The 23,265-nt window shown below is 69.2% G+C and carries 24 protein-coding genes; 7 read left to right on the top strand and 17 right to left on the bottom strand.

Going from position 1 to position 23,265, the window contains the following annotated elements; translation table 11 throughout:
• Positions 1 to 32: 32 nt before the first annotated feature.
• The 8 genes from MEBOL_RS05915 to MEBOL_RS05950 all read right to left on the bottom strand — a co-directional run bounded on the left by MEBOL_RS05915 (position 33) and on the right by MEBOL_RS05950 (position 8,205).
• Complete coding sequence (locus MEBOL_RS05915; protein ID WP_095976486.1) at positions 33 to 359, bottom strand: hypothetical protein; 327 nt, start codon at positions 357 to 359, stop codon at positions 33 to 35.
• Positions 360 to 367: 8 nt separating this feature from the next.
• Entirely contained in the window at positions 368 to 1,234 is an 867-nt protein-coding gene (truB, locus tag MEBOL_RS05920; protein ID WP_095976487.1) for a tRNA pseudouridine(55) synthase TruB, read from the bottom strand.
• 5 nt (positions 1,235 to 1,239) lie between these two features.
• Positions 1,240 to 1,599: a 30S ribosome-binding factor RbfA gene (gene rbfA / locus MEBOL_RS05925; RefSeq protein WP_095976488.1), complete on the bottom strand. Its 360-nt coding sequence runs from the start codon at positions 1,597 to 1,599 to the stop codon at positions 1,240 to 1,242.
• Positions 1,596 to 2,198, bottom strand: coding sequence for a DUF503 domain-containing protein (locus MEBOL_RS05930; RefSeq protein WP_095976489.1), 603 nt, complete (start codon positions 2,196 to 2,198; stop codon positions 1,596 to 1,598). The genes rbfA and MEBOL_RS05930 overlap by 4 nt, the downstream gene beginning before the upstream one ends.
• 88 nt (positions 2,199 to 2,286) lie before the next feature.
• Positions 2,287 to 5,526 carry a translation initiation factor IF-2 gene (gene infB, locus MEBOL_RS05935; protein WP_095976490.1) on the bottom strand — a complete coding sequence of 1,080 codons (3,240 nt, stop codon included), beginning with the start codon at positions 5,524 to 5,526 and terminating at the stop codon, positions 2,287 to 2,289.
• A gap of 71 nt (positions 5,527 to 5,597) precedes the next feature.
• On the bottom strand, positions 5,598 to 5,948 hold the full coding sequence (locus MEBOL_RS05940) for a YlxR family protein (protein ID WP_342747743.1): 351 nt from the start codon (positions 5,946 to 5,948) through the stop codon (positions 5,598 to 5,600).
• A gap of 28 nt (positions 5,949 to 5,976) precedes the next feature.
• Positions 5,977 to 7,662: a transcription termination factor NusA gene (gene nusA, locus MEBOL_RS05945; RefSeq protein WP_095976492.1), complete on the bottom strand. Its 1,686-nt coding sequence runs from the start codon at positions 7,660 to 7,662 to the stop codon at positions 5,977 to 5,979.
• A 60-nt stretch (positions 7,663 to 7,722) separates the two neighbouring features.
• Positions 7,723 to 8,205, bottom strand: a complete 483-nt coding sequence (locus tag MEBOL_RS05950; RefSeq protein ID WP_095976493.1) for a ribosome maturation factor RimP — start codon at positions 8,203 to 8,205, stop codon at positions 7,723 to 7,725.
• A 215-nt stretch (positions 8,206 to 8,420) separates the two neighbouring features.
• Here MEBOL_RS05950 and MEBOL_RS05955 point away from each other — a divergent pair, with 215 nt between their 5' ends.
• From MEBOL_RS05955 to MEBOL_RS05980, 6 genes are all read left to right on the top strand, one after another.
• On the top strand, positions 8,421 to 9,224 hold the full coding sequence (locus MEBOL_RS05955) for a carbon-nitrogen hydrolase family protein (RefSeq protein WP_095976494.1): 804 nt from the start codon (positions 8,421 to 8,423) through the stop codon (positions 9,222 to 9,224).
• Between the two features lie 75 nt (positions 9,225 to 9,299).
• A complete protein-coding gene (locus MEBOL_RS05960) occupies positions 9,300 to 9,776 on the top strand; it encodes a FecR domain-containing protein (RefSeq protein ID WP_095976495.1) in 477 nt (158 codons plus the stop codon).
• Complete coding sequence (locus tag MEBOL_RS05965; RefSeq protein ID WP_095976496.1) at positions 9,773 to 10,546, top strand: peptidoglycan-binding protein LysM; 774 nt, start codon at positions 9,773 to 9,775, stop codon at positions 10,544 to 10,546. Before MEBOL_RS05960 ends, MEBOL_RS05965 begins: the two co-directional genes overlap by 4 nt.
• A gap of 19 nt (positions 10,547 to 10,565) precedes the next feature.
• Positions 10,566 to 12,266: an HD domain-containing phosphohydrolase gene (locus MEBOL_RS05970; protein ID WP_095976497.1), complete on the top strand. Its 1,701-nt coding sequence runs from the start codon at positions 10,566 to 10,568 to the stop codon at positions 12,264 to 12,266.
• 77 nt (positions 12,267 to 12,343) lie between these two features.
• Positions 12,344 to 12,685: a DUF971 domain-containing protein gene (locus tag MEBOL_RS05975; protein ID WP_095976498.1), complete on the top strand. Its 342-nt coding sequence runs from the start codon at positions 12,344 to 12,346 to the stop codon at positions 12,683 to 12,685.
• Positions 12,686 to 12,706: 21 nt separating this feature from the next.
• Positions 12,707 to 14,281 carry a serine/threonine protein kinase gene (locus MEBOL_RS05980; RefSeq protein WP_179956388.1) on the top strand — a complete coding sequence of 525 codons (1,575 nt, stop codon included), beginning with the start codon at positions 12,707 to 12,709 and terminating at the stop codon, positions 14,279 to 14,281.
• Between the two features lie 21 nt (positions 14,282 to 14,302).
• Here the strand turns inward: MEBOL_RS05980 and MEBOL_RS05985 are convergent, their stop codons facing one another.
• The 5 genes from MEBOL_RS05985 to MEBOL_RS06005 form a co-directional block, all read right to left on the bottom strand.
• Positions 14,303 to 14,836, bottom strand: a complete 534-nt coding sequence (locus MEBOL_RS05985) for a ClpXP protease specificity-enhancing factor SspB (protein ID WP_095976499.1) — start codon at positions 14,834 to 14,836, stop codon at positions 14,303 to 14,305.
• A gap of 28 nt (positions 14,837 to 14,864) precedes the next feature.
• On the bottom strand, positions 14,865 to 15,350 hold the full coding sequence (smpB, locus tag MEBOL_RS05990) for an SsrA-binding protein SmpB (RefSeq protein WP_095976500.1): 486 nt from the start codon (positions 15,348 to 15,350) through the stop codon (positions 14,865 to 14,867).
• Positions 15,351 to 15,363: 13 nt separating this feature from the next.
• Complete coding sequence (gene panC / locus MEBOL_RS05995; RefSeq protein WP_095976501.1) at positions 15,364 to 16,218, bottom strand: pantoate--beta-alanine ligase; 855 nt, start codon at positions 16,216 to 16,218, stop codon at positions 15,364 to 15,366.
• Positions 16,219 to 16,221: 3 nt separating this feature from the next.
• On the bottom strand, positions 16,222 to 17,127 hold the full coding sequence (gene panB / locus MEBOL_RS06000; protein WP_095976502.1) for a 3-methyl-2-oxobutanoate hydroxymethyltransferase: 906 nt from the start codon (positions 17,125 to 17,127) through the stop codon (positions 16,222 to 16,224).
• Positions 17,128 to 17,300: 173 nt separating this feature from the next.
• On the bottom strand, positions 17,301 to 17,945 hold the full coding sequence (locus tag MEBOL_RS06005; protein WP_095976503.1) for a deoxynucleoside kinase: 645 nt from the start codon (positions 17,943 to 17,945) through the stop codon (positions 17,301 to 17,303).
• Between the two features lie 191 nt (positions 17,946 to 18,136).
• Between MEBOL_RS06005 and MEBOL_RS06010 the strand changes: the two genes are divergently transcribed.
• Entirely contained in the window at positions 18,137 to 18,415 is a 279-nt protein-coding gene (locus MEBOL_RS06010) for a hypothetical protein (RefSeq protein WP_095976504.1), read from the top strand.
• 7 nt (positions 18,416 to 18,422) lie between these two features.
• Here MEBOL_RS06010 and MEBOL_RS06015 read toward each other — a convergent pair whose 3' ends face one another.
• Genes MEBOL_RS06015 through MEBOL_RS06030 form a run of 4 tightly spaced genes read right to left on the bottom strand, consistent with a single transcriptional unit; the run spans position 18,423 to position 23,208 of the window.
• Positions 18,423 to 18,824, bottom strand: coding sequence for a hypothetical protein (locus MEBOL_RS06015; protein ID WP_095976505.1), 402 nt, complete (start codon positions 18,822 to 18,824; stop codon positions 18,423 to 18,425).
• A gap of 3 nt (positions 18,825 to 18,827) precedes the next feature.
• Positions 18,828 to 19,658: a 16S rRNA (adenine(1518)-N(6)/adenine(1519)-N(6))-dimethyltransferase RsmA gene (gene rsmA, locus MEBOL_RS06020; protein ID WP_095976506.1), complete on the bottom strand. Its 831-nt coding sequence runs from the start codon at positions 19,656 to 19,658 to the stop codon at positions 18,828 to 18,830.
• A gap of 12 nt (positions 19,659 to 19,670) precedes the next feature.
• Positions 19,671 to 20,669, bottom strand: a complete 999-nt coding sequence (gene tsaD, locus MEBOL_RS06025; protein WP_095976507.1) for a tRNA (adenosine(37)-N6)-threonylcarbamoyltransferase complex transferase subunit TsaD — start codon at positions 20,667 to 20,669, stop codon at positions 19,671 to 19,673.
• Positions 20,670 to 20,703: 34 nt separating this feature from the next.
• A complete protein-coding gene (locus MEBOL_RS06030; protein WP_095976508.1) occupies positions 20,704 to 23,208 on the bottom strand; it encodes a response regulator in 2,505 nt (834 codons plus the stop codon).
• Positions 23,209 to 23,265: the final 57 nt, after the last annotated feature.

A 23,265-nucleotide genomic window follows, 5' to 3' on the forward strand; every position in this document is an offset into this window, starting at 1 on the left:
CGACGGCTTATAAGCACCGCGCACAAGAGCGGTCAACCTGAAGCGCTCGTCGGGATGCCTGGGGGAGGACGAGACAGGACGAAGAGAAGGAGCCGTCGTCCGGTGGACAGGCCCGTCCCTCCCAAGGCCAGTTCTTCCAGGGAATGCTCGTGCAGACCCAGGTGCACATAAGAGCCACCCGTGGCGAGGAGATCCCCCGCGAGGTGCTGCCACAGCTTCGGATACAGGGACAGCAGAACCTCCACGACGTCGCCCACGCCCGCGTTGGCCGGCACGCCCAGGCTGATCTCCCTCCGTCCCTCGAAAAGCGAGCGCAGGGGCGGAGCAATCACGACGGTGACGTCGAGCGCCCGGGCCAAGACGAGAGCTAGACCAGCACGCGGAGGTAGCGCAGGCGGCCCCGAACCACTTCGGCCACCGCGAGCACGGCTTCCGAAGGGCCCACCACCCGAACACGACCCGGGAGGGAGGGCGCCTCCACGGGAACGCCATGGGACACCCGCTCCGCGTCCGCCGCGCTCACGCGCACCGCGGGCAGGTCCACCAGGGCCTCGGCGACGGGCACCAGCCGTTTGGCCAGGGAGCCCGCCTGGAGAAGCGCGGGCAGGTCCGCCAGGGGCAGCGCCTGAGCCAGGGAGAACGGGCCACTCGTGGTGCGCCGCAGCGCCTCCAGGTGGGCCCCACAACCGAGCGCCCGGCCGATGTCGTAGGCGAGCGTGCGGACGAAGAAGCCCTTGGAGCAGCGCACGGACAGGTGGAGCTGGGTGGCGTTGAAGTCGCGCAGGGCCAGCTCGTAGACGGTCACCTGACGGCTCGCCCGCTCCACTTCCTCGCCCGCCCGCGCCAGTTCATAGAGGCGCTTGCCGCCCACCTTCACCGCCGAATACATGGGCGGCACCTGCTCGAACGTGCCCCGGAAGCGCCCGAGGACGTCCTCGAGCAGCGCGGTGTTGAGGGGCGGCACGGGCGCCTCGGCCACCACCTGTCCCTCGGCGTCCTGGGTGTCGGTCTCCGCGCCCAGACGCACCACGGCGTCGTAGGCCTTGTCTCCCTCGGTGATGAAGCCGGCCACCTTGGTCGCCTCGCCCAGGCACAGGGGAAGCACCCCCGTGGCCATGGGGTCCAATGTGCCGGTGTGACCCACCTTCTTCACACGAAGCAGACCCCGGACCTGCCGCACCACGTCGAACGAGGTGGGCCCCTTGGGCTTGTCGATGACCAGGACGCCGTCCATGCCGACTACCAGCCTTCCTTGTCCTTCACCTCGCGCAACAGCCGCTCGATGCGGTCGCCTCGCTCCAGCGACTCGTCGAAGGTGAAGAATACCTCGGGAGACACCCGCATGTTCACCGCCTCGGTGATCTCCTTGCGGATGAAACCCTTGGCGGCCTCGAGACCCTTGTGGGTGTCCTTGCGCTCCTGCTCGGTGCCCATCATCGAGTAGTAGACGCGCGCCGTCTTCAGGTCCGGCGACACCTTCACGCCGGTGATGGTGATGTAACCGATGCGGGGATCCTTCAGCTCGCCCCGGGTGAGCATCCGCCCGAGGGCCGCCTGGATCTCCTGGCCCACACGCTCTGGCCGGTTGCTGGTGCTCATTTCTTCTCCCAATCTCGTGGATTGCGCAGGGCCCGGGCACGCGCCCGGGCCTCGTCCAGCGGCGACAAGCCGCCTCGCTCCGGGCTCCCGACCTGACGCCCGCTTTCCCGCCCCTCGTGCCGACGCGCCCAGTCCACCGAGCCCTCGGCCTCGGCCATGGAGCGGTCGCCACGGCCCATTCCGGCGATGAGTTCCTCCAGGTCCGCCTCCGGACCCGCCTCCTCGGCGTCCTCGTCGAACGCGTCCGCCTCGGAGTCCTCCTCTTCGCCCCGAGCGGCCGCGGAGGGCCGCCCAGCGGTGTAGAGCGTGTCCCCGAAGCCCATGATCTCCGTCTGACGGGAGACGAGGGGGGCCACGTACATCTCCTCCACGAAGTGGATGATCTTCTCCATCTGCTCGTCGACGTGGCGCCGGTCATTGCCCACCACCGCGAGCGCGAGGGTGGCCTTCTGCCAGAGATCCTGATCATCCACCTCCGCCACCGCCACGTTGAAGCGGGCCTTCACCCGCTCCGTGACCCGGCGGAGCACCTGCCGCTTGGCCTTGAGGGAACCGCTCTCCGGAATCTGGAGGATCAGACGCGCGACACAGACAAACATGACACAAAGCCCCTGGCCCCGGTGACGCCGCCTGCCTGGCGGGCCACCGGGAGCGTCCTGGTGGTGGAGGACGACGGCCAGAGCGGGACTAGCTCAGGCTGGGCCGCGTCTCCTCGATCTCGTAGGCCTCGATGATGTCGCCCGGCTTGAGATCGCTGTAGTTCTCGATGCCGATACCGCACTCGAAGCCCTGGGCGACTTCCTTCACGTCGTCCTTGAACCGGCGCAGCGAGGCCATCTTCCCCGAGAACATCTGCTTGCTGTCGCGCAGCAGGCGGACGAAGGCGCCGCGCTTCATGACGCCATCGAGCACCGCCGCACCGGCGATGGTGCCCAGCTTCGGCACGTTGAAGGTGTTGCGCACCTCCGCACGGCCCAGCTTGCGCTCGGTGCGGATGGGCTCCAGGAGGTCTTCCATGGACTTCCGCACACCATCGATGAGCTCGTAGATGATGCTGTAGGTCTCCAGCGTCACCTCCTGGGCCTTGGCCGCGGCCTCGGTGCCGGACTCGGGCTTCACGTTGAAGCCGAGCACGATGCCCTTGGAGGCGGCCGCGCGCATCACGTCGCCCTCGGTCATGGCGCCCACGCCCGCGTGGATGATCTCCACGCGCACCTTGTGGGTGGACAGCTTCTGGACGGCCTCCTTGACGGCCTCGGCCGAGCCCTGCACGTCCGCCTTGATGACGAGCCGCAGCTCCTTGGGACCACCGCCCGCCTTCGTCTTGGCGAAGAGCTGCTCGAGGGTCTCGCGGTTGCTGGCCTTGCCGAGCTCCGCCTCACGGCCCTTCATGGCGCGGTGGGTGGCGATCTCCTTGGCGGCCTTCTCGTCCTCCACGGCGTTGAGCGTCTCGCCCGCGGTGGGCACACCGGACAGGCCGATGACCTCGGCGGAGTAGCCCGGGAGCACTTCCTTCACGGCCTCGCCCCGGCTGTTGTTCATGGCGCGCACGCGGCCGAAGTGGGTGCCGGTGACGATGGCGTCGCCCACCTTGAGCGTGCCCTCCTGCACCAGCACGGTGGCCACGGGACCGCGGCCCTTCTCCAGCTTGGCCTCGATGATGGCGCCCACGGCCGGACGGGACGGGTTGCTCGTGAGCTCGAGCACCTCGGCCTGCAGCGCGAGGTTCTCCAGCAGCAGGTCGATGCCCATCTTCTGCTTGGCCGACACGGGGACCATGATGGTCTCGCCGCCCCACTCTTCCGGGGTCAGCTCGTGGTTGGCCAGGTCCTTCTTCACGCGATCCGGGTTGGCGCCCGGCACGTCCATCTTGTTGATGGCGACGACGATGGGCACATCCGCGGCCTTGGCCTGCTTGATGGACTCGATCGTCTGGGGCATCACGCCGTCATCGGCGGCCACCACCAGCACCACGATGTCCGTCACGTTGGCGCCGCGGGCGCGCATGGCGGTGAACGCCTCGTGGCCCGGCGTGTCGAGGAAGGTGATGTCGCCGCGCGACGTCTTCACCGAGTAGGCGCCGATGTGCTGGGTGATGCCACCGGCCTCGCCGGACGCCACGTTGGCGGCGCGGATGGCATCGAGCAGGCTCGTCTTGCCGTGGTCGACGTGGCCCATGACGGTGACGACCGGCGGACGCGGACGCTCGTCCTCGGGACGCACCTCCACCTCGGGCAGGAAGTCCTCGACCTCGAAGCCGGCCTTCTCCACGCGCCAGCCGTAGTCGGTGGCGAGCAGCTCGGTGGTCTCCGAGTCGATGATCTGGTTGGCCGTGGCCATCTTGCCCAGGCCCATGAGCTTCTTGATGAGCTCGTTGGTGCGCACACCCATGCGCTGGCCCAGGTCGGAGACGGAGATGCCCTCCTGGATCTTGATGACCTTCTTCTCCTCGGCCATCTGGGTGATCTGCGTCTTGGCGCCCTTCTTCGTCGGCTTCTTCTTCTTGCCGCGCACGGGGATGGTGACCCGGCCCCAGGCCAGATCCGTCATCTCCTGCTTGGAAGGACCCTCGGTGGCGGAGCCCCGCTTGTTGCCACGACCTGCCCGCTCCTTCTCCTTGTTCTTGGAGACGTCGACGAGCTCACGGCCACGGCCGAGGTGATCCGGGACGACCTTGTACTCGCGCTTCTCACCGATGGCGCTCTTGCCCGGCGCCATGGGGTACTGCCGGCCCGCGCCCGTGGTGGGCGTGACGCGGCGCACCTGGATGAGCGGGCGCGAGATGACGACGGCCTGGGTGGCCGTGGGGCGCAGCGCGCGGGGATCCTGCGCGACCTGCTGATGGGGAACGCCGCCCACCATGTGCGTCGCCTGGGGAGCGGCGCCCGGAGTGGCGCTCGCCTGGGCACCGGCCGAGGGAGTGCCCGGAGAGGACGGACGCACCGGACCCGACGAGGGCGGAGCGCTGCGCTGGTACTGGCTCGGCGCTCCCCGCTGGTACTGACTCGGACCGCCGGGGCGGCCTCCCTGTCCGGGACCGCCGGGGCGGCCTCCCTGTCCGGGACCGCCGGGGCGGCCTCCCTGTCCGGGACCGCCGGGGCGGCCTCCCTGTCCGGGACCGCCGGGGCGGCTCGAACCCGACATGCCGGGTCCACCCGCGGAGGGTGAACGCGGACCGCTGGACGAGGGATGCTGCGAGGGGGTCCGGACAGAAGGGGGGACCGCCGAAGGCGGGCGATTTGGCAAGCTTGGTGACTCCTTGTGGAACGAGGGAGGCGGACGAACGACGACCGCCTGGGTAGCGGTGGGGCGCGGAGGCTCCACGGGCCGAGGGGTCTCGGCGACGGGGGCGGGCGGCTGGGGCGCGGGAGGCGCCACCACGGCACTCGGCGCGGCCTCGGCACGAGGCGCCTCCACGACGGGGGCGGGCGGCGGAGCCTCGGCACGAGGCGCCTCCACGGGAGCGGAGGGCGGAGCGGTCACGGCCGCTGGCGCCTCCGGAGGCGCGGCGGGCGGAGCGGTCACGGCGGCGGGTGCCTCCGGCGCGGGGATCGGGGCGGCCTCGGCGCGCGGCGCCTCGGCGACCGGAGCCTCGACGGCGGGCTCGGGCACGAACGTCTCCGCGCTCTCCCGAGGAGCCTCGGCCGCCTGGGCCTCCTCTCCCGGCTGCTCGGCGGACGGCGCCGTCGGGGCCTTGCGGCGCACCACGAAGCCCTTCGCGGCGACTGGGGGCGCGGCCTGCTTGGGCTTGCGCTTGTCCAGGATCCGCTGCACCGCGGCAGTGGCCTGATCGTCCTCGAGCGAGGACGAGTGGCTCTTGACGTCGTAGCCGAGCGCGACGAGCTCGGTCACGACCTCTTTGTTGTCGAGCTCGACCCCGTGGTCCTTGAGCTCCTTGGCAATCTCGTGAACGCGCTTCTTCGACATACCTTGATTGGCCTTTTGCTCCGCCGGCTACCGGGCGCAGCACCCTAATCCAAAATTGAGTGTGAGTGGTGCTAACACCCACGTCCCCCGGCTGCTCCACTCGAGCCCGGGCCCGATTCCAACGCCTGACCCAGGAGCAACGGGTCAACCGACCCCGTTTTTCCCCGGAAGGCCCTGCCAAAGGCCTTCCGCTTCACCGCCGCCGCCAGGCAACCGACTCCACAGAGGTAGGCTCCCCGACCGGGCAGCCTCCTCCGCCAGTCCACCACCACCCCCTCGGGACCCACCCCCAAGCGGGTGAGCTCCTGTTGGATGCGCCTCGCACCACATCCGATGCAGCTTCGCACCGGCCCCGCATCCACCGGCCCCGCATCCCGTCTATTAGTACTGGAGCGGGCGTTCAGGCGCATCCCCTCGACCATCCAAGCATACTGACGACACTACCGCAGACTAAGCGCCCGCGGGCTCCACAGGCGAGGAGGAAGCGGAACTCCGTTCAGCATTGAGTTCCGCCCGCAGACGGGCTTCCTCCACCAGATAATTCTCCGCGGCGCTCTTGAGCTGACGCGCCTTCTTGATGCCCACGCCCGGCACGTCCCCGAGCTTGGCCAGGTCCTTCTCGTTGGCGATGTCCTCCACCGTCTTGTAACCGGAGAGCACCAGCTGCTCGATGGCCTTCTCGCCCATGCCCCGGACGCGCGCCATGCGCTCGGTCTGACTGAGCTCGTCCGGGTGACGGCGGGCCTCCGCCTGACGGGCCTGCTCGCGCTCGCGCTCCATGCGCGACAGCTCCGTGGCGTCCAGGCCCATCTGCTTGCGGGCCTCCTCCTGCATGGCCGGCACGCGCGAGGGATCCACGCCCGGAATCTGCGACAGCACCTCCGGATTGGCCTCGGCGATGTCCTTGGCCTGACGGAAGCCGTGGGCGTAGAGCGTCTCCACCAGCATCTCATTGACGCCCGGCAGCGCGCCCAGCGAGCGGTTGGCGAACTCACGCATCTCGCGCACCCGGCTCTCGCTGTTGATGTCCAGCTTCCAGCCCGTCAGCTGCGCGGCCAGGCGCACGTTCTGACCCCGGCGGCCGATGGCCAGCGACAACTGGTCATCCGGCACGATGAGTTCCATGGCGTGGTTGGCCTCGTCGATGATGACGCGGCTGACCTCGGCCGGGGCGAGCGCCGAGCACACGAAGCGCGCGGGATCCTCGTCGAAGGGGACGATGTCGATCTTCTCCCCGCGCAGCTCCTGCACCACGGCCTGCACGCGGCTGCCCTTCATGCCCACGCACGCGCCCACCGGATCCACGTCCGAGTCCCGGCTGGACACGGCGATCTTCGCGCGGCCACCCGGCTCGCGCGCGGCGGCCTCGATGACCACGATGCCCTCGGCGATCTCGGGCACCTCCATCTCGAAGAGCTTGGTGAGCAGGTTGACGGAGGCGCGGCTCAGGACGATCTGCGGGCCCTTGGACTCGCGCAGCACGTCCAGCACGTAGGCCTGCACGCGATCGCCCGCGCGGTACGTCTCGCGCGGCACCTGCTCGCGCACGGGCAGCACCGCCTCCGCGCGGCCCAGGTCCACGATGATGTTGCCGCGCTCGAACCGGCGGGCGATGCCCGTGACGATCTCGTTGCGCCGATCCTTGTACTCGTTGAAGACGTTCTCGCGCTCGGCGTCGCGGGTGCGCTGCAGGATGACCTGCTTGGCCGTCTGGGCCGCGATGCGCCCGAAGCCCCGCCGGAACGTCTTGAGCCGCAGGATGTCGCCGTACTGGTTGTCCTGGGCCTTGGCCTCCTCGGCGTCCTCGTCCCGGTAGAAGATCTGGAACACGAGCTCGTCGCCCGGCTCCACTTCCATGCCCTTCTTGTGGGCCTCGTCGAGGGGAATCTGGTTCACCGCCTGGATGGGGTCGGTGATGGCCTCCACCACGGTGATGGCCTGGAAGAGCTCCACGACGCCCTTGTCGGCGTCGTACTTGGCCTCGAGGCTGCGCTCCTGGCCAAAGTGCTTCTTGGCCGCGGTCGTCATCGCGTCCTCGAGCGTGGAGATCAGCACGCTCCGGTCAATGCCCTTGTCCTTGGCCACCTGGTCCAGGACGAGGTTGAGGTTGATGTTGGGATTGGCTGGCGTGGGCATCGTCTTCTCCAAAGGTTCCACGGGAACGCCCGCGCGAGGGCGCTCCCTGTATGTGGACTGCTAGAACTCGAACTCCAGATTCGCCTTGGCGATGTCCTTGAAGGGGATGCGGAAGACACCCGCTCCTTCCACGTCCACGGCGATGGCGTCGGCCGCCACCTCGGTGAGCGTTCCGGTGAAGTTCTTGCGCGGCGGCTCCCCAATGGGCCCGAAGGTCTTCACCTTCACCCGCTGGCCCTTCACCCGCTCGTAGTGCACGGGCTTCTTCAGGGGACGGTTCACCCCGGGACTGGAGACCTCCAGGTTGTACTCGTGGGGAATCAAATCCTCCACGTCCAACACCGTGTCCACCGCCCGTGAGACCTGCGAGCACTCATCCAGGCCCACCCGTCCACCGGGCTTGTCGATGAACAGGCGCAGGACCCAGCCCTCATGCTCGCGGACGAACTCCACCTCGAGGAGTTCCAGCCCCTCGCCCGCAACGATGGGCTCGAGCACCGCCTGTGCCCTCGCCTCCACCGTCTGCTTGATGTTCTCCGCCATAGGCCGCTTCGAAAACTCCGGACTCCAAAAACACGAAAAGCGGGCACGACGGCCCACTTTTCGAGGGAACTGCGTCGAAAAATGTCGGCGGCGTCCGTAGCACACGCCACCTCGGGGTGTAAAGAAGCACGATCCCCGTCTCCCCCCATCCAACAGTCCGCCGGGACACGGGGATTCCCGGGGTTCCGCCGGGGGACTCCCGTTATAACGGCTCCATGCACCTGCTCGCCGCTGCTCAGATGGTGTCCACCGCGGACAAGGCCCACAACCTCGATTCCGCCATCCGGCTCGTCCGAAGGGCGGCCGACCTGGGGGCCCGACTCGTGGGCCTGCCGGAGAATTTCTCCTGGATGGGGCCCGAGGCCGAACGCTCCGCCGCCGCCGAAACCCTCGAGGGACCCACGCTCTCGCGCATGGCCGAGGTGGCGCGCGAGCGGCGCGTGACGCTCCTGGCGGGCTCCATCCTGGAGCAGGGCGCGCCGGGAGGTCGCCTCTACAACACCACGGTCGTCCTGGGGCCGGATGGATCGCGCCAGGCGGTGTACCGCAAGATCCACCTGTTCGACGTGGACGTGGGCGACGGCACGCCCTATCGCGAGTCCGCGGCGGTGGCCCCGGGCGAGGACGTGGTCGTGACGGACACGGAGCTCGGGCGGCTGGGCCTGTCCATCTGCTACGACCTGCGCTTTCCCGAGCTCTACCGGCGCCTGGCGCGCGAGGGCGCCACGCTGCTCGCGGTGCCCGCGGCCTTCACCTTGATGACGGGCAAGGACCATTGGGAGGTCCTCCTGCGCGCGCGGGCCATCGAGAACCAGTGCTACCTCTTCGCTCCGGCCCAGGGCGGACGGCACTCGGCCCAGCGCGTCACCTGGGGCCACGCCATGGTGGTGGACCCCTGGGGCCTGGTGACGGCCCGGGCCTCGGAGGGCGAGGGACTGGCCGTGGCGGCGGTGGACCCCGAACTGCTCGCGCGCATCCGCCGGAATCTGCCCTGTCTGCAACACCGTCGGCTGGAGTGAAGCAGGCAGGCGATTGGGAAAGGCCCCCCTGGGTCCGGCGACGAATCCCCGGTACACTGCGCGGCGGACTCCCCCGTGAACAGCCGCTGGCCCCCCATGATGTTCGCCCTCGCCTTCTCAACTCTTGGCGGGGGCTGCCCCGCAGAAGAAAAACCCGCTCCGCCGCCGGTCCAGCACGTGCCGGCCGCGCCACTTCCCGTGCGCCGCGCCCAGCTCAAGGGGCTGCAGGGAGACGTGAAGGTCAAACGCGCGGCGGGTGACGAATGGCTCCCCGCCCAGGAGGGCATGGCGCTCTTCGAGAACGACAAGGTGCGCACCGTGGCCGGCGCTGGAGCGCAGATCGTCTTCACGCAAGGCAGCATGGTGAGCCTGGGCGAGGACGCGTTGATCAGCATCGCGGAGACACGACCCCGGGCCGGACAACAACGCACGGACCTGACCGTCTTGAAGGGACGGGTGGACGCCGAACTGGCGGATCCCACCCACCAGTCCCTCTCGGTCACCACGCCCGCGGCCACCGTCCGGGCCGGAAGGGAGATCGTGTTCCAATGAAGGCTTCCCTCCTGACCGCCCTGATGATGATGACGCCCGCCTCGGCCCAGACGCGCGCCGAGAGGGCCCCCGCGCACTCGCGAGAGCACGCCCAGACGGCACTGGACTCCGCGCGCAGCTCGGTGGCCCAGTCCGACCCCAAGTCGCCCCGGCACGGGGAAGCCGAGGCCAAGCTCAAGGAAGCCGAGGCCCACTTCCATGGCGCGCGCTACGAGGAGGCCGCCCAGGCCGCCGATGCCGCCTGGAAGCTGCTCGGCGAGCGCTCCGCCCAGCCCACCAAGCTCAGCGTGATGGTGGACGCCAAGGGCACCACCGTCGTGAAGAGTGAGTCCGGACGGGTCTCCGTGGAGGGTGGCGGCGTCACCGAGGTCCTCGAGGACAAGGACAGCGTGCGGGTGGACAAGGGTCAGGCGCCTCGCAGGGTGCTCGGAGCCCCCTTCCCCACCCAGCCGGCCGACAAGCAGCGCGTCAGCGTGAAGGCCGCCAAGAAGGGGCTCGAGCCCATCCTCATCTCCTGGCGGCCGGTGAAGGGCGCCGAGCGCTATGAGGTGGAGCTCTGGTCCACTGGGGGCGAGCCCGGCCAGCGGCGCGTCCTGCCCGCCACCAGCCCCCAGCTCCAGGTGCCACTCACCGCGGGAGCCTACCGCTGGGTCGTGCGCGCCCTGGCCCGCGACACGCGCTCCGAGGCCTCGGCCGAACAAGATTTCGAGGTGCAGGAAGCCCCGGCCAAACGCATAAAGCTCAAGGTGAAGCCCTCGCCGTGGAAGTAACCAGGGAGGAGCGTTCCCCATGCGCCTCTTCAAGACCCTCTTGCTGCTGATGTTGGTGGCCAGTCTGGTGCCCACGGTGATGGTGGGCCTGCTGTCCGTGTCCGACACGCGCGAGTTGCTGGTGCGTGACGCCCAGGAGATGGCCCAGGAGCGCGTCAAGCAGCTCAAGCTCAAGGCGGAGGGCTTCCTCGCCGAGCCCACCGGCGCGGTGATGGGCATGGCGCGCGTGCCCCATTTCTTCAGCCTGCCCCTGGAGCAGCAACAGACGTACCTGCGCGCCCTGCTCAACCAGCGCCGCGAGGTCCAGGCCATCACCCTGCTCGGGCCCGATGGACGCCGGCTGCCGGGCCTGCGCGCCTTCGCCGTCAACGACGTGCCCCCCACCGCGCTCGCCGAACACGAGGCCCGGGTCTCCGCGCTCGTGCAGGGACTCAATGGCCTGCGCTTCGCGGATGGCACCTGGCGCCCCGGCGGCGAGGCCGTGGTGACGTTCGCCTTCTCCGTGGGCGAGCCCGTCGAGGGCTACATCGCCGCGGACGTGTCGCTCGCGGAGCTGCAGACCATGCTCGCCCAGGAGCGCGTGGGCAGCACCGGCTTCGTCTACCTCACCGACGCCCAGGGCCATGTGCTCGCGGGCGGAGGCGGACTCACCCCCAACCAGGACGTCTCCCATCGGCCCGTGGTGGCCCACCTGCTCCAGGGCCTGGCGCGCAGCCCCGACACGGACATCCTGCACGTGGGCAACTTCGGCGAGGGCGACGAGGCCGTCGTGGCCGCCTACGCCACGCTGTCCGATCCCCACTGGGCCATCGCCTCCGAGCAGCCCGTGGCGCTCGCCTACAAGCAGGTGGAGACGATGGAGCGGCGGCTCATGCTCACCGTCCTCGCCGCCACGCTCGTGGCCCTGGGGCTCGCCGCCTTCTTCTCGCGCGGCGTGACGCGCCCCCTCATGGGTTTCACCCAGGGTGCCCTCCAACTGGCCCAGGGCAAGTTCGGCCTCGAGGTCAACGTGCCCCAGAAGAACGAGCTGGGCGAGCTCGCCCGCACGTTCAACTACATGAGCAAGCAACTGCTCGCGTACGACCACGAGAACCGCGGCCTCTACGAGAGCCTCGAGCAGGGCTACCTGGAGACGATCGTCGCGCTGGCCAACTCCATCGACTCCAAGGACTCCTACACCCGTGGCCACAGCCAGCGCGTGGGAGACGTGGCCGTGGAGATCGGCCGCGAGCTGGGTCTGTCCGAGCGCGAGCTCAAGCAATTGCAGTTCGGCGGCATCCTCCACGACATCGGGAAGATTGGCATCGCGGAGTCCATCCTCTGCAAGCAGTCCCGGCTCACCGATGAGGAGATGGCCATCATGCGCGAGCATCCGGACATCGGCGACTCCATCATCAAGCCCATCAGCTTCCTGGCGGCCATGCGCACGTGCGTGCGCCACCACCATGAACGCTGGGACGGCACGGGCTACCCGGACAAGCTCAAGGGCGAGGAGATTCCCCTGCTCGCGCGCATCGTGGGGTGCGCGGATACCTTCGATGCCTGCACCTCCACACGCCCCTACCAGAAGGCCATGCCCCTGGAGAAGGCGATGGAGATCCTGGAGAACCTCAGCGGCAAGCAGTTGGATCCCACCGTGGTGAAGGCGCTGCGCGGGGTGCTGGAGAAGCGCGGCGTGCGCGTGGAAGGCCACCGGCTGCCCGTCAAGCTGGCCTCCTGAACACGCGGCTCCCCTCGGGCCGCGCCCGGTGGTAAGCAGCCGCCCAGGCCGAGTCCGGCCCCGAGAGAGGAACCGCATTGAGCTTCTGGGATCGCATCAAGCCCGCCGAGCGCCCCGTGTCCGCCACCGAGGCGGAGTTGTCCCAGGAGGGCACCCGCCTGCACCTGACCTGGGATGACGGAGTGAAGACCCACGCCACCGCGCAGCACCTGCGCCAGCAGTGCCCGTGCGCGGGATGCGTGGACGAGTGGACCAACAAGCGCACCCTGGATGCCACCCAGGTCCCCGCGGACGTGCGCATCACCCAGGTGCAGCCGGTGGGCAACTACGCGCTGACCTTCGCCTTCAGCGATGGACACTCCACCGGCATCTATCCCTGGAAGCTCTTGCGCGACCTCACCCAGCCTCCCGCCGCCTGACCCCGCCTGGAGATCTCCCGCGTGAACGAGTCCCGCTACCGTCTGGTGCGACCCCTGGCCATGGGAGGAATGGCGGAACTGTTCCTCGGCATCGCCCGGGGCGCCGAGGGCTTCGAGAAGCCCGTGGCCATCAAGAGGCTGTTGCCCCACCTGGCGCGAGAGCCCTCCGTCGCGAAGATGTTCCTCAACGAGGCGCGGCTGTCCACCCACCTCCAGCACCAGAACATCGCCAGCGTCTACGACGTGGGCACCAGCGCCGAGGGCCTCTACCTGGTGATGGAGCTGGTGAACGGATGGGATCTGGGCGTGCTCATGCGGCACGCCCGCCAGCGCGGCGCGCGCTTTCCCCCGCCCCTCGTGGCCTTCATCGGCACCCAGGTCCTCGCGGGTCTGGTGCACGCCTACCGCCGCCAGCACGAGGGCCGGCCCGTGCTCACCGCCCACCGGGATCTCTCGCCCTCCAATGTCCTCATCTCGCGCGAGGGCGAGGTGAAGGTGGCGGACTTCGGCATCGCGCGCGTCGAGGGCGTGTCCAATGGGACGGAGCCCGGCACCTTCAAGGGCAAGATGCCCTACTCCTCGCCCGAGACGCTCCAGGGGGAGCCCGCCACCGCCCTGAGCGATCAGTTCTCGCTCGGCATCGTCCTGTACGAACTGCTCGCCGGACGCCACCCCTTCGCCCGGGACTCGATGGAGCCCCTGGCGCTCGCGTTCGCCATCTCCCAGCAGGCGCCCGCGCCCCTGCCGGACGACGTGCCCGCGCCCCTGCGCGCCGCGGTGATGAGGGCCCTGGCCCACGCGGACCATGATCGCTTCTCCCGCCCCGAGGAGATGGCCGAGGCCCTGGCGCGCTACATCGCCCAGAGCGGCGAGCCCACCCATTCGCAGGCCCTGGCCGCGTTCATCTCCCGTCTGGCTCCGCCACCCACCCTGCTCGACCAGGACACCCCCACCGTGCAGCACGACGAGCGGACACGCACCTCCGACCGTCCCAGCCTGTCCGTCCCCTCCGTGGAGCCCAGCTTCGAGCTGCGGCCCGCGGAGGAATGGCTCGAGGTCTCCCCAACGGCTGTACGCACCGCCATTCCGCCGCCCCCCACCCCATCCGCCTTCAAGGGCGAGTACGAAACGACCTTCGACTGGAGCACCCAACCGGACGGAAGCGCGTTCCCGCCCCAGCCCGAGCTCGAACTGCAGCAGCGGAGCTCTCCGTCCCAGGACGACTCCCACTCGACTCGGGAGACAAGTGCCCTGCGCGGACGCCTCGGCCTCGCACTGGGCGCCGGGCTCCTCCTGCTGCTCGGGTCCGGCGCGGTCTGGCTGGCGGTGCCCGGCGTGAGGCCCCTGTTGTCGAGGATGAACCGCACCGTGGACCCAGGGCCCCAGCAGGTGTTCACCCTCTCCATCTCGAGCGAGCCCTCCGGAGCCACGGTGTTCGTGGACGGCACGGAGGTGGGCACCACGCCCCTGTTCGTCGACAACCTCTACCCCGCCCAGGACATCCCCGTGCGCCTGACGCTCAAGGGCTACAAGCCCTGGAAGGGCTCCTTCAAGGGCGGCGAAACCGCCACCCTCCAGGTCCGGCTCAAGCGCTGAGGCCCGTACGAGGCCTCGCCCTCACTTCACCAGGCGCAGGTGGCCGCGCTTGGGGGGAGGCGGGTCGTCCTTGGGCCCCTCGGACTCGACGGAGGCGAGCGCCGCGGGCGGCTCGCGCGGCTCCTCCTGCGAGACCACCTCGCGCAGGATGGCGCGCGGACGCTCCGCCAGGGGCACGGGCTGCTCGGCCACCGCCTCCGGCATGGGCGCCTTGGTCGTCACCATGGACTGCTGCAGCAGTTCGGCCGGCATGTCGTCCGGGTAGGCCCAGGACTCCTTCGTCACCTGACTGGTGACGGCGAAGAGCGCCGACCAGGGCACCGCCACCGTGAAGCGGCTGCCCGAGAAGCTCAGCGTGCAGCGCACGCCCCACTCCCCCACCGTCAGGTCCGGTGGATCGAACCGGTAGGACAGGTTGAGGCGCAGGTGGGACTCGTTGCGCAGGGAGGCCGGGACGAGGACCCCCGGACGGCGCGCGTCCAGGTGGATCATCACCATGCCCTTGTCGAGCGCGGCCAGGAGCCGTGCCTTCTTCTCGGGACCCTTCTTGTCCATCGACGCGCGTGAGCGGGGCTGGGGGCGTTTAGCGACGGCGCATCGCCCGGTCCATTTCCCGCTTCGTCTCCCGTTCCTTGATGTCCTGCCGTCTGTCCTCGTGCGTCTTGCCGCGACACAGCCCCAACTCCACCTTCGCCCGGCCCTCCTTGAAATACAGCAGGAGGGGGATGATGGAATAGCCTCGCTCACGCACCTTCGTGTTCCACCGATCGATCTGCTCGCGGTGCAACAGCAGCTTGCGGCCCCGCAGGGGCTCGTGGGTGAAGAAGCTGGAGGGGTTGTAGACGCCGATGTGGGCGTTGAGCAGATACAGCTCGTTGCCCTTGGGCAAGGCATAGGCGTCCGAGAGGTTGGCCGTCCCGGCCCGGAGCGCCTTCACCTCGCTGCCCGTGAGCACCAGGCCGGCCTCCACCTTCTCGTCCACGGAGTAGCTGGCGCGAGCCTTGCGATTCTCCGTGATGATCCTGATGCCGCCCTCGCCCGTCCCGCCCTTGCCCTTTGCACCCGCCATGCGCTCGTGTCCTCTAGCCTCCGATGGGCTGGTTGTCGATCAACCGTGTCTTCCCGGCGAAGGCCGCCACCAGGATCCGCGCGGGCTGCCCCGGAGTCACGGAGGAAAGTGAGGTCAGCGACGTGGCGTCCACCACTTCCACATAATCCTCCCTCAAGTCCACCGCCGCCAATTCGCGACGCGCCGCGTCCACCAACGACGCCGTGTCCCGCGTCCCTCGCTCGTAGAGCGCCTGGGCGGCCGCCATCCCGCGAGACAGGGCGAGCGCCCGCCGCCGCTCTTCCGTGGACAGGTAGGCGTTGCGCGAGCTCAGGGCGAGCCCATCCGGCTCGCGCACGGTGGGCATGCCGACGATCTCCACGCCCAGGTTCAGGTCGCGCACGAGGGCGCGGATGACCTGCAACTGCTGGTAGTCCTTCTCGCCGAACAGGGCCACCTGGGGCTTGAAGAGGCCCAGCAACTTCGTCACCACGGTGGCCACGCCCTGGAAATGGCCGGGCCGGCGCGCGCCACACAACCCCTGGCTCACCTTCCCCACCTCCACGTGGGTCTGGAAGCCAGGGGGGTACATCTCCTCGGGAGCCGGGGCGAAGACGGCCTCCGCCCCGGCGCTGGTGCACTTGGCCAGGTCCCCCTCGAAGTCCCGCGGGTAGCGCGACAGGTCCTCATTGGGACCGAACTGGGTGGGGTTGACGAAGATGGAGGCGGCGACGACGTCCGCGCGGCGGCGTCCCTCGCGGATGAGCGACTGGTGACCCTCATGCAGGTAGCCCATGGTGGGCACCAGGGCCAGACGGCGCCCCGAGCGGCGCAAGGAGTCCACCCAGGCGGTGGTCTCGGCGACGGTGCGAAGGACGAGCGCGGACATGGCCTAGACCGGAGCTCCGTAGATGGGACCCAGCTTCTCACTCACCTCCACGCGGGCCGCGTCCGAGGCGGCCGGCTGCGTGGCCATGAGGCGCAGGGGCTGCTTGGACTTGAAGGAGTGCTCCTCGTCCGGGAAGTTGCCCGCGCGCACCTCGGAGAAGTACGTCTCCGCCGCCTGGCTGATGGAGCCGTGCAGGTTGGCGAAGCGCTTGACGAACTTGGGCTTGAAGTCCGGGTTCATCCCCAGCAGGTCGTAGCAGACGAGCACCTGACCATCGCAGTGCTTGCCCGCGCCAATCCCGATGGTGGGAATGGACAGCCGCTGGGTGATCTGCCGCCCCAGGTCCAGGGGCACGCCCTCGAGCACCAGCGCGAAGCATCCGGCCCGCTCCAGCGCGAGCGCGTCATCGATCATCTTGAGCGCGGCGTCCTCGTCGCGGCCCTGCACCACGTAGCCGCCCATCTTGTGCACCGACTGCGGCGTGAGGCCCAGGTGGCCCATGACGGGAATGCTCGCGCGGACGATGGCCGAGACGACGTCGGCGAACTCGGCGCCCCCCTCCAGCTTCACGGCGCCCGCGTTGCCTTCCGCCACCAGACGGCCCGCGTTGCGCACCGCCTCCTGCGTCGACACCTGGTAGCTCATGAAGGGCAGGTCCGCCACCACGAGCGCCCGCTTCGTGCCCCGGGCCACCATGGCCGTGTGGTAGACCATCTGGTCCATGGTGACGGGCAGCGTGGAGTCATGGCCCTGGATGACCATGCCCAGCGAGTCGCCCACGAGCAGCATGTCCGCGCCGGCCTCGTCGAGAATCCGGGCGAAGGTCGCATCGTAGGCCGTGACCATGCAGATCTTCTGGCCGCCCTGCTTCTGACGCTTCATCGTGTGGATGGTGACCTTGTCCTTCACGGTTCACCTCCTATGGGGTGAGGGGGGGTAGGTGCTACGCGCTACGGCCTGGACACCCCTCGCCGTCCCCGAGGGGCTCGACGGAAGTGGCCATCGCGTCACACTCTAACGCCCTTGCATGTCCCGCGGGGGGGAATGTCGTGAAGGCAGGCGACCCGCCAGGCGGTCTCTACCTAGGCGCGCTTGCCCTGGACGAGCCGCTGGGACGCCGCCCCCTGGCTCGCCCGGTCGATGGACTCCATCAGGCTCTTCAGGTCCAGCTCGTTGTTCACGAAATCGATGTCCGACGTGTCCACCACGAGCAGGGGCGTCTCCGTGTAATGGGAGAAGAACTCGTTGTAGGCGTGCACGAGTTCTTCCAGGTAGCCCACGTCGAACTGGCGCTCGAATTCCCGGCCCCGCTTGCGGATGCGGTAGAGCAGCACGTCCAGCCGGGCCTTCAGGTAGATGACCAGATCCGGCCGGGTCACCCGCGGAGCGAGCGCCTCGAAGACCCGTTCGTAGAGCGCCAGCTCGTGCGAGTCCAGCGTCAGGCACGCGAAGATGCGATCCTTGGCGAACAGATAGTCGCTGACCGTCACCGAGTGGAACAGGTCCGGCTGGAACAGGTCCTGCTGCTGCTTGAAGCGCGAGAGCAGGAAGAAGATCTGCGTCTGGAAGGCGTACTTCTGCCGATCCGCGTAGAAGTTGGCGAGGAAGGGGTTCTCCTCGACGATCTCGAAGACGCGCCGCGCGCTGAAGCGCCCGGCGAGGATGTTGGAGAGGCTCGTCTTGCCCACGCCGATGGGCCCCTCGACCACGATGTAGCGGTTGTCCATCCGCTTCGAGACCTCCAGAACCGCGCTTGAAAACCAGCCAGCAACGGGGCGCGGATAAGAACACGGGAGTCGCGGTCGGGCAATGTTCCGGCTCCCCCACGCCTCGCCGGGCTTGACGGACCCGTGAGCGTCCACTACCAGGATGCACACGCGCGGTGAGGCGCACGCGGGACACGCGGGGACCACGAGAGATGAGCCGACGTCAACGGCCGAAGACGATCATCGAGCTGGAGACCCACCGGGCGTCCATCACCGAGACTCCCCGTGAGTCCGGGTCCGACTCCGTGGAGTTGGATCCGCTCTACGGCGTGGCGCTGCTCAAGGTCGCCCTGGAGCTCAAGCGCCGCAAGGATGGGACGCCGGAGGAAATCCTGCGCGCGGTGCTCTTGCGCATGCGCCTGTCCGAGGTGGACTTCCGCGCGTGGCTCGCGCAGCGGGGCGAACTGGCGAAGGTCTTCGGCGAAACCTGAGCCAGCCTCAGCGCCCCGACGCCCAGCCGTGGAGCGCGGTGTCCACGGCGTTGCTCAGCGACTTGCAGAAAGCGTACTCCGTGCGCAACCGCTCCACGGGCGTGGACGCCTCGAAGCGCCGCGTCTCGAAGAAGAGCGCGTACACCACCCGGTCGCACACCTTGGAGCGGATGCCGAGGTGCTCGCCCTGCACGTCCATCTGCGGCAGCAGCATCCGCTCCAGGGAGCGGTAGACGCGGGCCATGTCGCGCGTGGCCCCCACGAAGCTGTACTCGTCGAGGACGGGAATGGAGGAGGCGTCTCCCCAGGTCAGCAGCACGCGTCCATCCGCGCGGGCGAACACCGCGTACAACACGCCGAAGCGGGTGAGGACCGGCTCCAACAGCTCCACGGGCAGGGGTTTGTCCAAGCGTCAGCCCTCCTCCGGCCCGAGGGCCCGCTCGATGGCGGCGAACTCCGTGGACGACAACGTCTCCGCGCGCCGGGTGGGATCGATGCCCGCCGTCGCCAGGGCCTGCTGCAACCGCTCCACCCCGCCCAGGGACTTGTCCGACTTGAGCGAGTTGATGAGCGTCTTGCGGCGCTGGGCGAAACCCGCCTTCACCAGGCGGATGAACCGCGCGCCATCCACCACCGGCGCCAAGGGCTGGGGATGGCGGATGAGCCGCAGCACCGCCGAGTCCACCTTGGGGGGCGGATGGAAGCGCCGGGCGTCGATGTCGAAGAGGTTTTCCGCGCTGAAGTACAGGCCCAGGATGGCGGTGAGCAGTCCGTAATCCCGTCCGCCCGGTTCCGCCGAGAGCCTGTCCACCACTTCCTTCTGCAGGGTGAAGACGGCGCGCGACACGTGCTCGCGCTGCTCCAGGACCTGGAAGAGGATGGAGCTGGTCAGGTGGTAGGGCAGATTGCCGGCGACCTTCACCTCGGGAGCCTCCGCCACCTCGGCGAAGTCCACCGTGGCCGCGTTGCCACTCACCACGCGCACACCGGCGATGGCCTCCTTCTCCAGCACCGCGAGCATGTCGCGGTCCTTCTCCACCGCGGTGACGCGCGCCCCCGTGGCCGCGAGGAAGCGCGTGAGGTGGCCCAGACCCGGGCCCAGCTCCACCACGGGCTCGCCCTCGCGCAACTCCAGGGCGTCGGAGATGGCCTCCAGGATGTCCGGGTCTCCGAGGAAATTCTGACCCCAGCTGTGCTTGGCCCGAAGGCCATGGCGCTGGAGGATGTCACGAGGTGTATCCACGAGGTGTTCCCCTTACATGCGCCAGGCCGGGTCCGCGGACAGGCTGAAATCGCCCCTGAGCCCGCGACGCCAGGCCTCGTAACCCGCCACGGCGATCATCGCGCCATTGTCCGTACACAAGCGCACCGGCGGAAGGAAGAGCTTCAAGCCCCGCTCCCGGGCACGCTCCAGGCACAGCGAGCGCAAGCGCGAGTTGGCCGCCACGCCACCGCATACCACCAGACGCTCGAGGCCCAGCCGGCGCGCCGCGCCGACGAACTTCTTCGACAACGCGTCCGCCACCGCCTCCTGGAAGGACGCGCACAGGTCCGCCAGCGCCTGCCCCTCGGGAAGGCCATGCTTCTTCACGTGGTGCAACACCGCCGTCTTGAGGCCGGAGAAGGACACGTCGAAGTTGTCCGCCCCTGGCAACGCCCGGGGAAACCGGATGGCCTCCGGGTCTCCCTTCTGGGCGAGTTGATCGATGGGCAGGCCGCCCGGGTACGGCAGGCCGAGGATGCGCGCCGTCTTGTCGAAGGCCTCGCCCGCGGCGTCGTCCCGGGTGCTCCCCACGAGCCGGTAGTGGCCGTAGTCGCGCACCTCGTAGAAGCTCGTGTGGCCACCGGAGACCACGAGCCCGAGGAAGGGCGGCTCCGGCGCGTCCTCGAGCAGGCGGATGGCGAGCAGGTGCCCCTCGAGGTGGTTGGCGCCCACGAAGGGCTTGCCCGTGGCGAGGCTCAGGGACTTGGCCACCTGCACCCCCACCAGGAGGGCGCCCATGAGGCCCGGACCGGAGGTGACGGCGATGAGGTCCACGTCGTCGAGCCGTTTGCCCGCGCGGGTCAGGGCCTCGTGCAGCACGGGCATCACCTGCACCACGTGGTTGCGGCTGGCCAGCTCCGGCACCACCCCACCCCAACGCCGGTGGATGTCCACCTGGGTGGAGACGACGTCCGACAACACCCGACGTCCGTCCTCCACGAGGGCGGCGGCGGTTTCATCACAAGAGGTTTCGAGTCCAAGGACGAGCAAGGGCACCTTCTCTACCAGGAGCCCGCCGCCGCGCCTACTGGCCGAGCGACTTGAGCGAGGCTCGTGCGTCGACAGCGTACTTACCCTTGGGCTCCAGGGACAGATAGCGCTGGTAGGCCTCGATTGCCTTCTTCTTCTGCTGGGTCTGCTCCCGGGCCACGCCCAGGAACAGCCAGGCGCTGGCATTCCGGGGCTGCTCCCGCGTCACGTCCTCCAGCAACCGGCTCGCCTCCCGGTACTCTCCCGTCTCGCCGCGCACCAACGAGATACCCAGACCCACCCGGGCCTCGGCGGAATCCGGCTTGAGCTCGAGCATCTCCCGGTAGGCACGGGCCGCCGCCTTGTAACGCTCGCCCGCCAGGGACCTGCGGGCCTCGCGCACCAGCTCGGCGAAATGGGCCTCGGGGTCCACCGCCGGAGCCACGGCCGGAGGCACCTCGCTCTTGGTCTCGGTCTTGACCTCGGCCGCCTGGACCTCGGGCTTCGCGGGCTCGGGAGTCGCCACCCCGGCGGTGGCGGGCGCCTCCGTCGGCACGGGAGCCTTCGTCTCGGGCTTGGGGGTCTCTGGAGGCTTCGCCTCGGTGGGCGCCTGGGCCTCGGGAGGTGACTTCTTCGGGGTCGTGGGCGCCACCACGGGGGGAGCGGACGGCTTCTGGGTCTCGCCTCCCGAGCGGGTGAACACCACCACCGCCGCGGCCACGGCGATCGCCGCGATCCCCACGCCGATGAAGAGACCGGTCCGCTTGGGCGGCACGGGCTCGGCCACCTTGCGCTCCGCCGACCCCGTGCGCGGCTTGGGCGCGGGAGCCACGGCGGCGGGAGGCGTCTCCACCGGAGGGGTCACCTGGGAAGCCACTGGCGCAACGGGCGTCGCCGCCGGGGCGACGGGCACCTCGGCCGCGACGGGCGTCGGCGTCACCGGCGTCTTGGCCGACACCAGGGTCACTTCCTCGGCGGGTGTCGCGGGCTCGGGAGGGGGCACCGCGGGCAGCGGAGGCGACAGGGCGGCTCCGCCGAAAATGGGGGCCTTCGAGGCCAGGGACTCCACCGCCGGAGCCGCTGACGGAGCTGGGGCCGAAGACGGCGCTGGGGCCGAAGACGGCGCCGAGGGCGCGGTCGAGCCCGTGGAAGACGGCGCACGGGGCGCTGGAGACCAGCCCGGCCCCCACCCTCCCGCCGAGCTGATTCCGTCCACGTCCACGCGGTTCCAATCGAGCAACAGGCTGCGCTGCGCCTCGTCCTTGGCGCGGTGGGCGGGCGCGGGATCCACGAGGAACGACGAGCCCTCGGCGGTGCGCGGGGGCGACAGGAGATCCGCCTCGGAGGCGGTCATCGGGCGCCGCCGGGCCTCGAAGACGACGACGTTGGCGAGTTGCGGCTGCGGCTCCTCCTGGATGGGGATTTCCGGCACGGCCCCCTCCGGAGCCGCGGCCTCGGAAGCCGGCCCGGCGGAGGGCTCGGGCTCGAATTCGGGCTCGGACGGCACCGCGCGCAGCTCGGGCGCGGGCGCGGGCTCCACGGGAGCGCTCGGCGCTGGAGCGTTGTGCAGCCATTCCTCGATGCCGGGCTTACCGCTCTGCACGGGCTCCTGCGAGACGCTGCCCAACTCGCGGATGAGCCCCTCGAAGTACAGCTTGCTGATGATGCCCAGGGCCGCCAGATCGTCGAAGTCCGAGTCCTCCACCACCCGGCTCAGGGTGCGCTTGCCATCGAAGAGGCGCAGCAACCCGTTGACCTCGTCCGGAATCTCCGAGAGCCGGTCGGCCAGCTGGTGGTAGTCGATCTCGAACAGCGTCTCCAGTGGGGGCAGCTGCTCGAGCATGCGGCCCCACTCGTCCAGCCGGCGCATGCCCTCCATGAGCAGGCCCTGGGTGGAGACCTCGATGCGCTCGGTGCGATCCAACGCGGAGAACTGCACCTCGAACTCGCCATCCGTGGCGTTGAGCAGACGGTAGAAGGCGTTCTCGCCCTTGAGCCGCCCCATCTCCGCGTCGATGACGCGGCCTTCCTTGAAGTAGATGGTGGCGACCCGGTCTCCCTTGATGGAGATGGTGCCCGTCTTGCGGCCAATCTCGAACGTCTGCACCAGGTCCACGACGCCCATGTCGACCAGGTTGCCCGCGAAGCCGCCCTTGGTCGTCTCGCGCCGCTCGATGCGCTCCTTGTCCGCCTTCTGGAGGATCATCGTCACGCGGGTGACGATCTCCTTGATGTAGATGGGCTTGGTTAAGTAGTCGTCCGCCCCCATCTCCAGGCCCTTCACCTTCGCCTCGACCGCCTTCTGGTTGGTGAGGAAGACGAAGGGGATGTGCTTGTAGCGCTCGTCCGTCTTGAGCGTCTTGCACAGCACCAGACCGTCCATCTCCGGCATCTTCGTGTCGGACAAGACCAGGTCCGGCGGACTGATCTGCACCTTCTCGAGCGCGTCCTTGCCGTGGATCGCGGTCGTGACGGAGAAGCCCGCCTTCTTCAGGCTGACCTCCATGACACGGAGACTCTTCGGGTCGCCATCGACCAGGAGCAGGTGCTGCTTGGCCACGTTCGAATGCCTTTCGCTGCGGACGACCTATCACGGAGGGCCGGCGCGGAGAGGCCC

Origin of the sequence: Melittangium boletus DSM 14713, assembly GCF_002305855.1 — a bacterium.
Taxonomy (GTDB): Bacteria; Myxococcota; Myxococcia; order Myxococcales; family Myxococcaceae; genus Cystobacter; species Cystobacter boletus.

Excerpts from the sequence above, each read along its gene's own strand:
- MEBOL_RS05940 (WP_342747743.1), bottom strand. The coding sequence starts at position 5,948 with ATGGTCGAGGGGATGCGCCTGAACGCCCGCTCCAGTACTAATAGACGG.
- smpB (WP_095976500.1), bottom strand. The coding sequence starts at position 15,350 with ATGGCGGGTGCAAAGGGCAAGGGCGGGACGGGCGAGGGCGGCATCAGG.
- MEBOL_RS05965 (WP_095976496.1), top strand. The coding sequence starts at position 9,773 with ATGAAGGCTTCCCTCCTGACCGCCCTGATGATGATGACGCCCGCCTCG.
- truB (WP_095976487.1), bottom strand. The coding sequence starts at position 1,234 with ATGGACGGCGTCCTGGTCATCGACAAGCCCAAGGGGCCCACCTCGTTC.
- MEBOL_RS05970 (WP_095976497.1), top strand. The coding sequence starts at position 10,566 with ATGCGCCTCTTCAAGACCCTCTTGCTGCTGATGTTGGTGGCCAGTCTG.
- MEBOL_RS05950 (WP_095976493.1), bottom strand. The coding sequence starts at position 8,205 with ATGGCGGAGAACATCAAGCAGACGGTGGAGGCGAGGGCACAGGCGGTG.
- MEBOL_RS06005 (WP_095976503.1), bottom strand. The coding sequence starts at position 17,945 with ATGGACAACCGCTACATCGTGGTCGAGGGGCCCATCGGCGTGGGCAAG.
- rbfA (WP_095976488.1), bottom strand. The coding sequence starts at position 1,599 with ATGAGCACCAGCAACCGGCCAGAGCGTGTGGGCCAGGAGATCCAGGCG.
- infB (WP_095976490.1), bottom strand. The coding sequence starts at position 5,526 with ATGTCGAAGAAGCGCGTTCACGAGATTGCCAAGGAGCTCAAGGACCAC.
- MEBOL_RS05955 (WP_095976494.1), top strand. The coding sequence starts at position 8,421 with ATGCACCTGCTCGCCGCTGCTCAGATGGTGTCCACCGCGGACAAGGCC.
- MEBOL_RS05930 (WP_095976489.1), bottom strand. The coding sequence starts at position 2,198 with ATGTTTGTCTGTGTCGCGCGTCTGATCCTCCAGATTCCGGAGAGCGGT.
- panC (WP_095976501.1), bottom strand. The coding sequence starts at position 16,218 with ATGTCCGCGCTCGTCCTTCGCACCGTCGCCGAGACCACCGCCTGGGTG.
- MEBOL_RS05985 (WP_095976499.1), bottom strand. The coding sequence starts at position 14,836 with ATGGACAAGAAGGGTCCCGAGAAGAAGGCACGGCTCCTGGCCGCGCTC.
- nusA (WP_095976492.1), bottom strand. The coding sequence starts at position 7,662 with ATGCCCACGCCAGCCAATCCCAACATCAACCTCAACCTCGTCCTGGAC.
- MEBOL_RS06010 (WP_095976504.1), top strand. The coding sequence starts at position 18,137 with ATGAGCCGACGTCAACGGCCGAAGACGATCATCGAGCTGGAGACCCAC.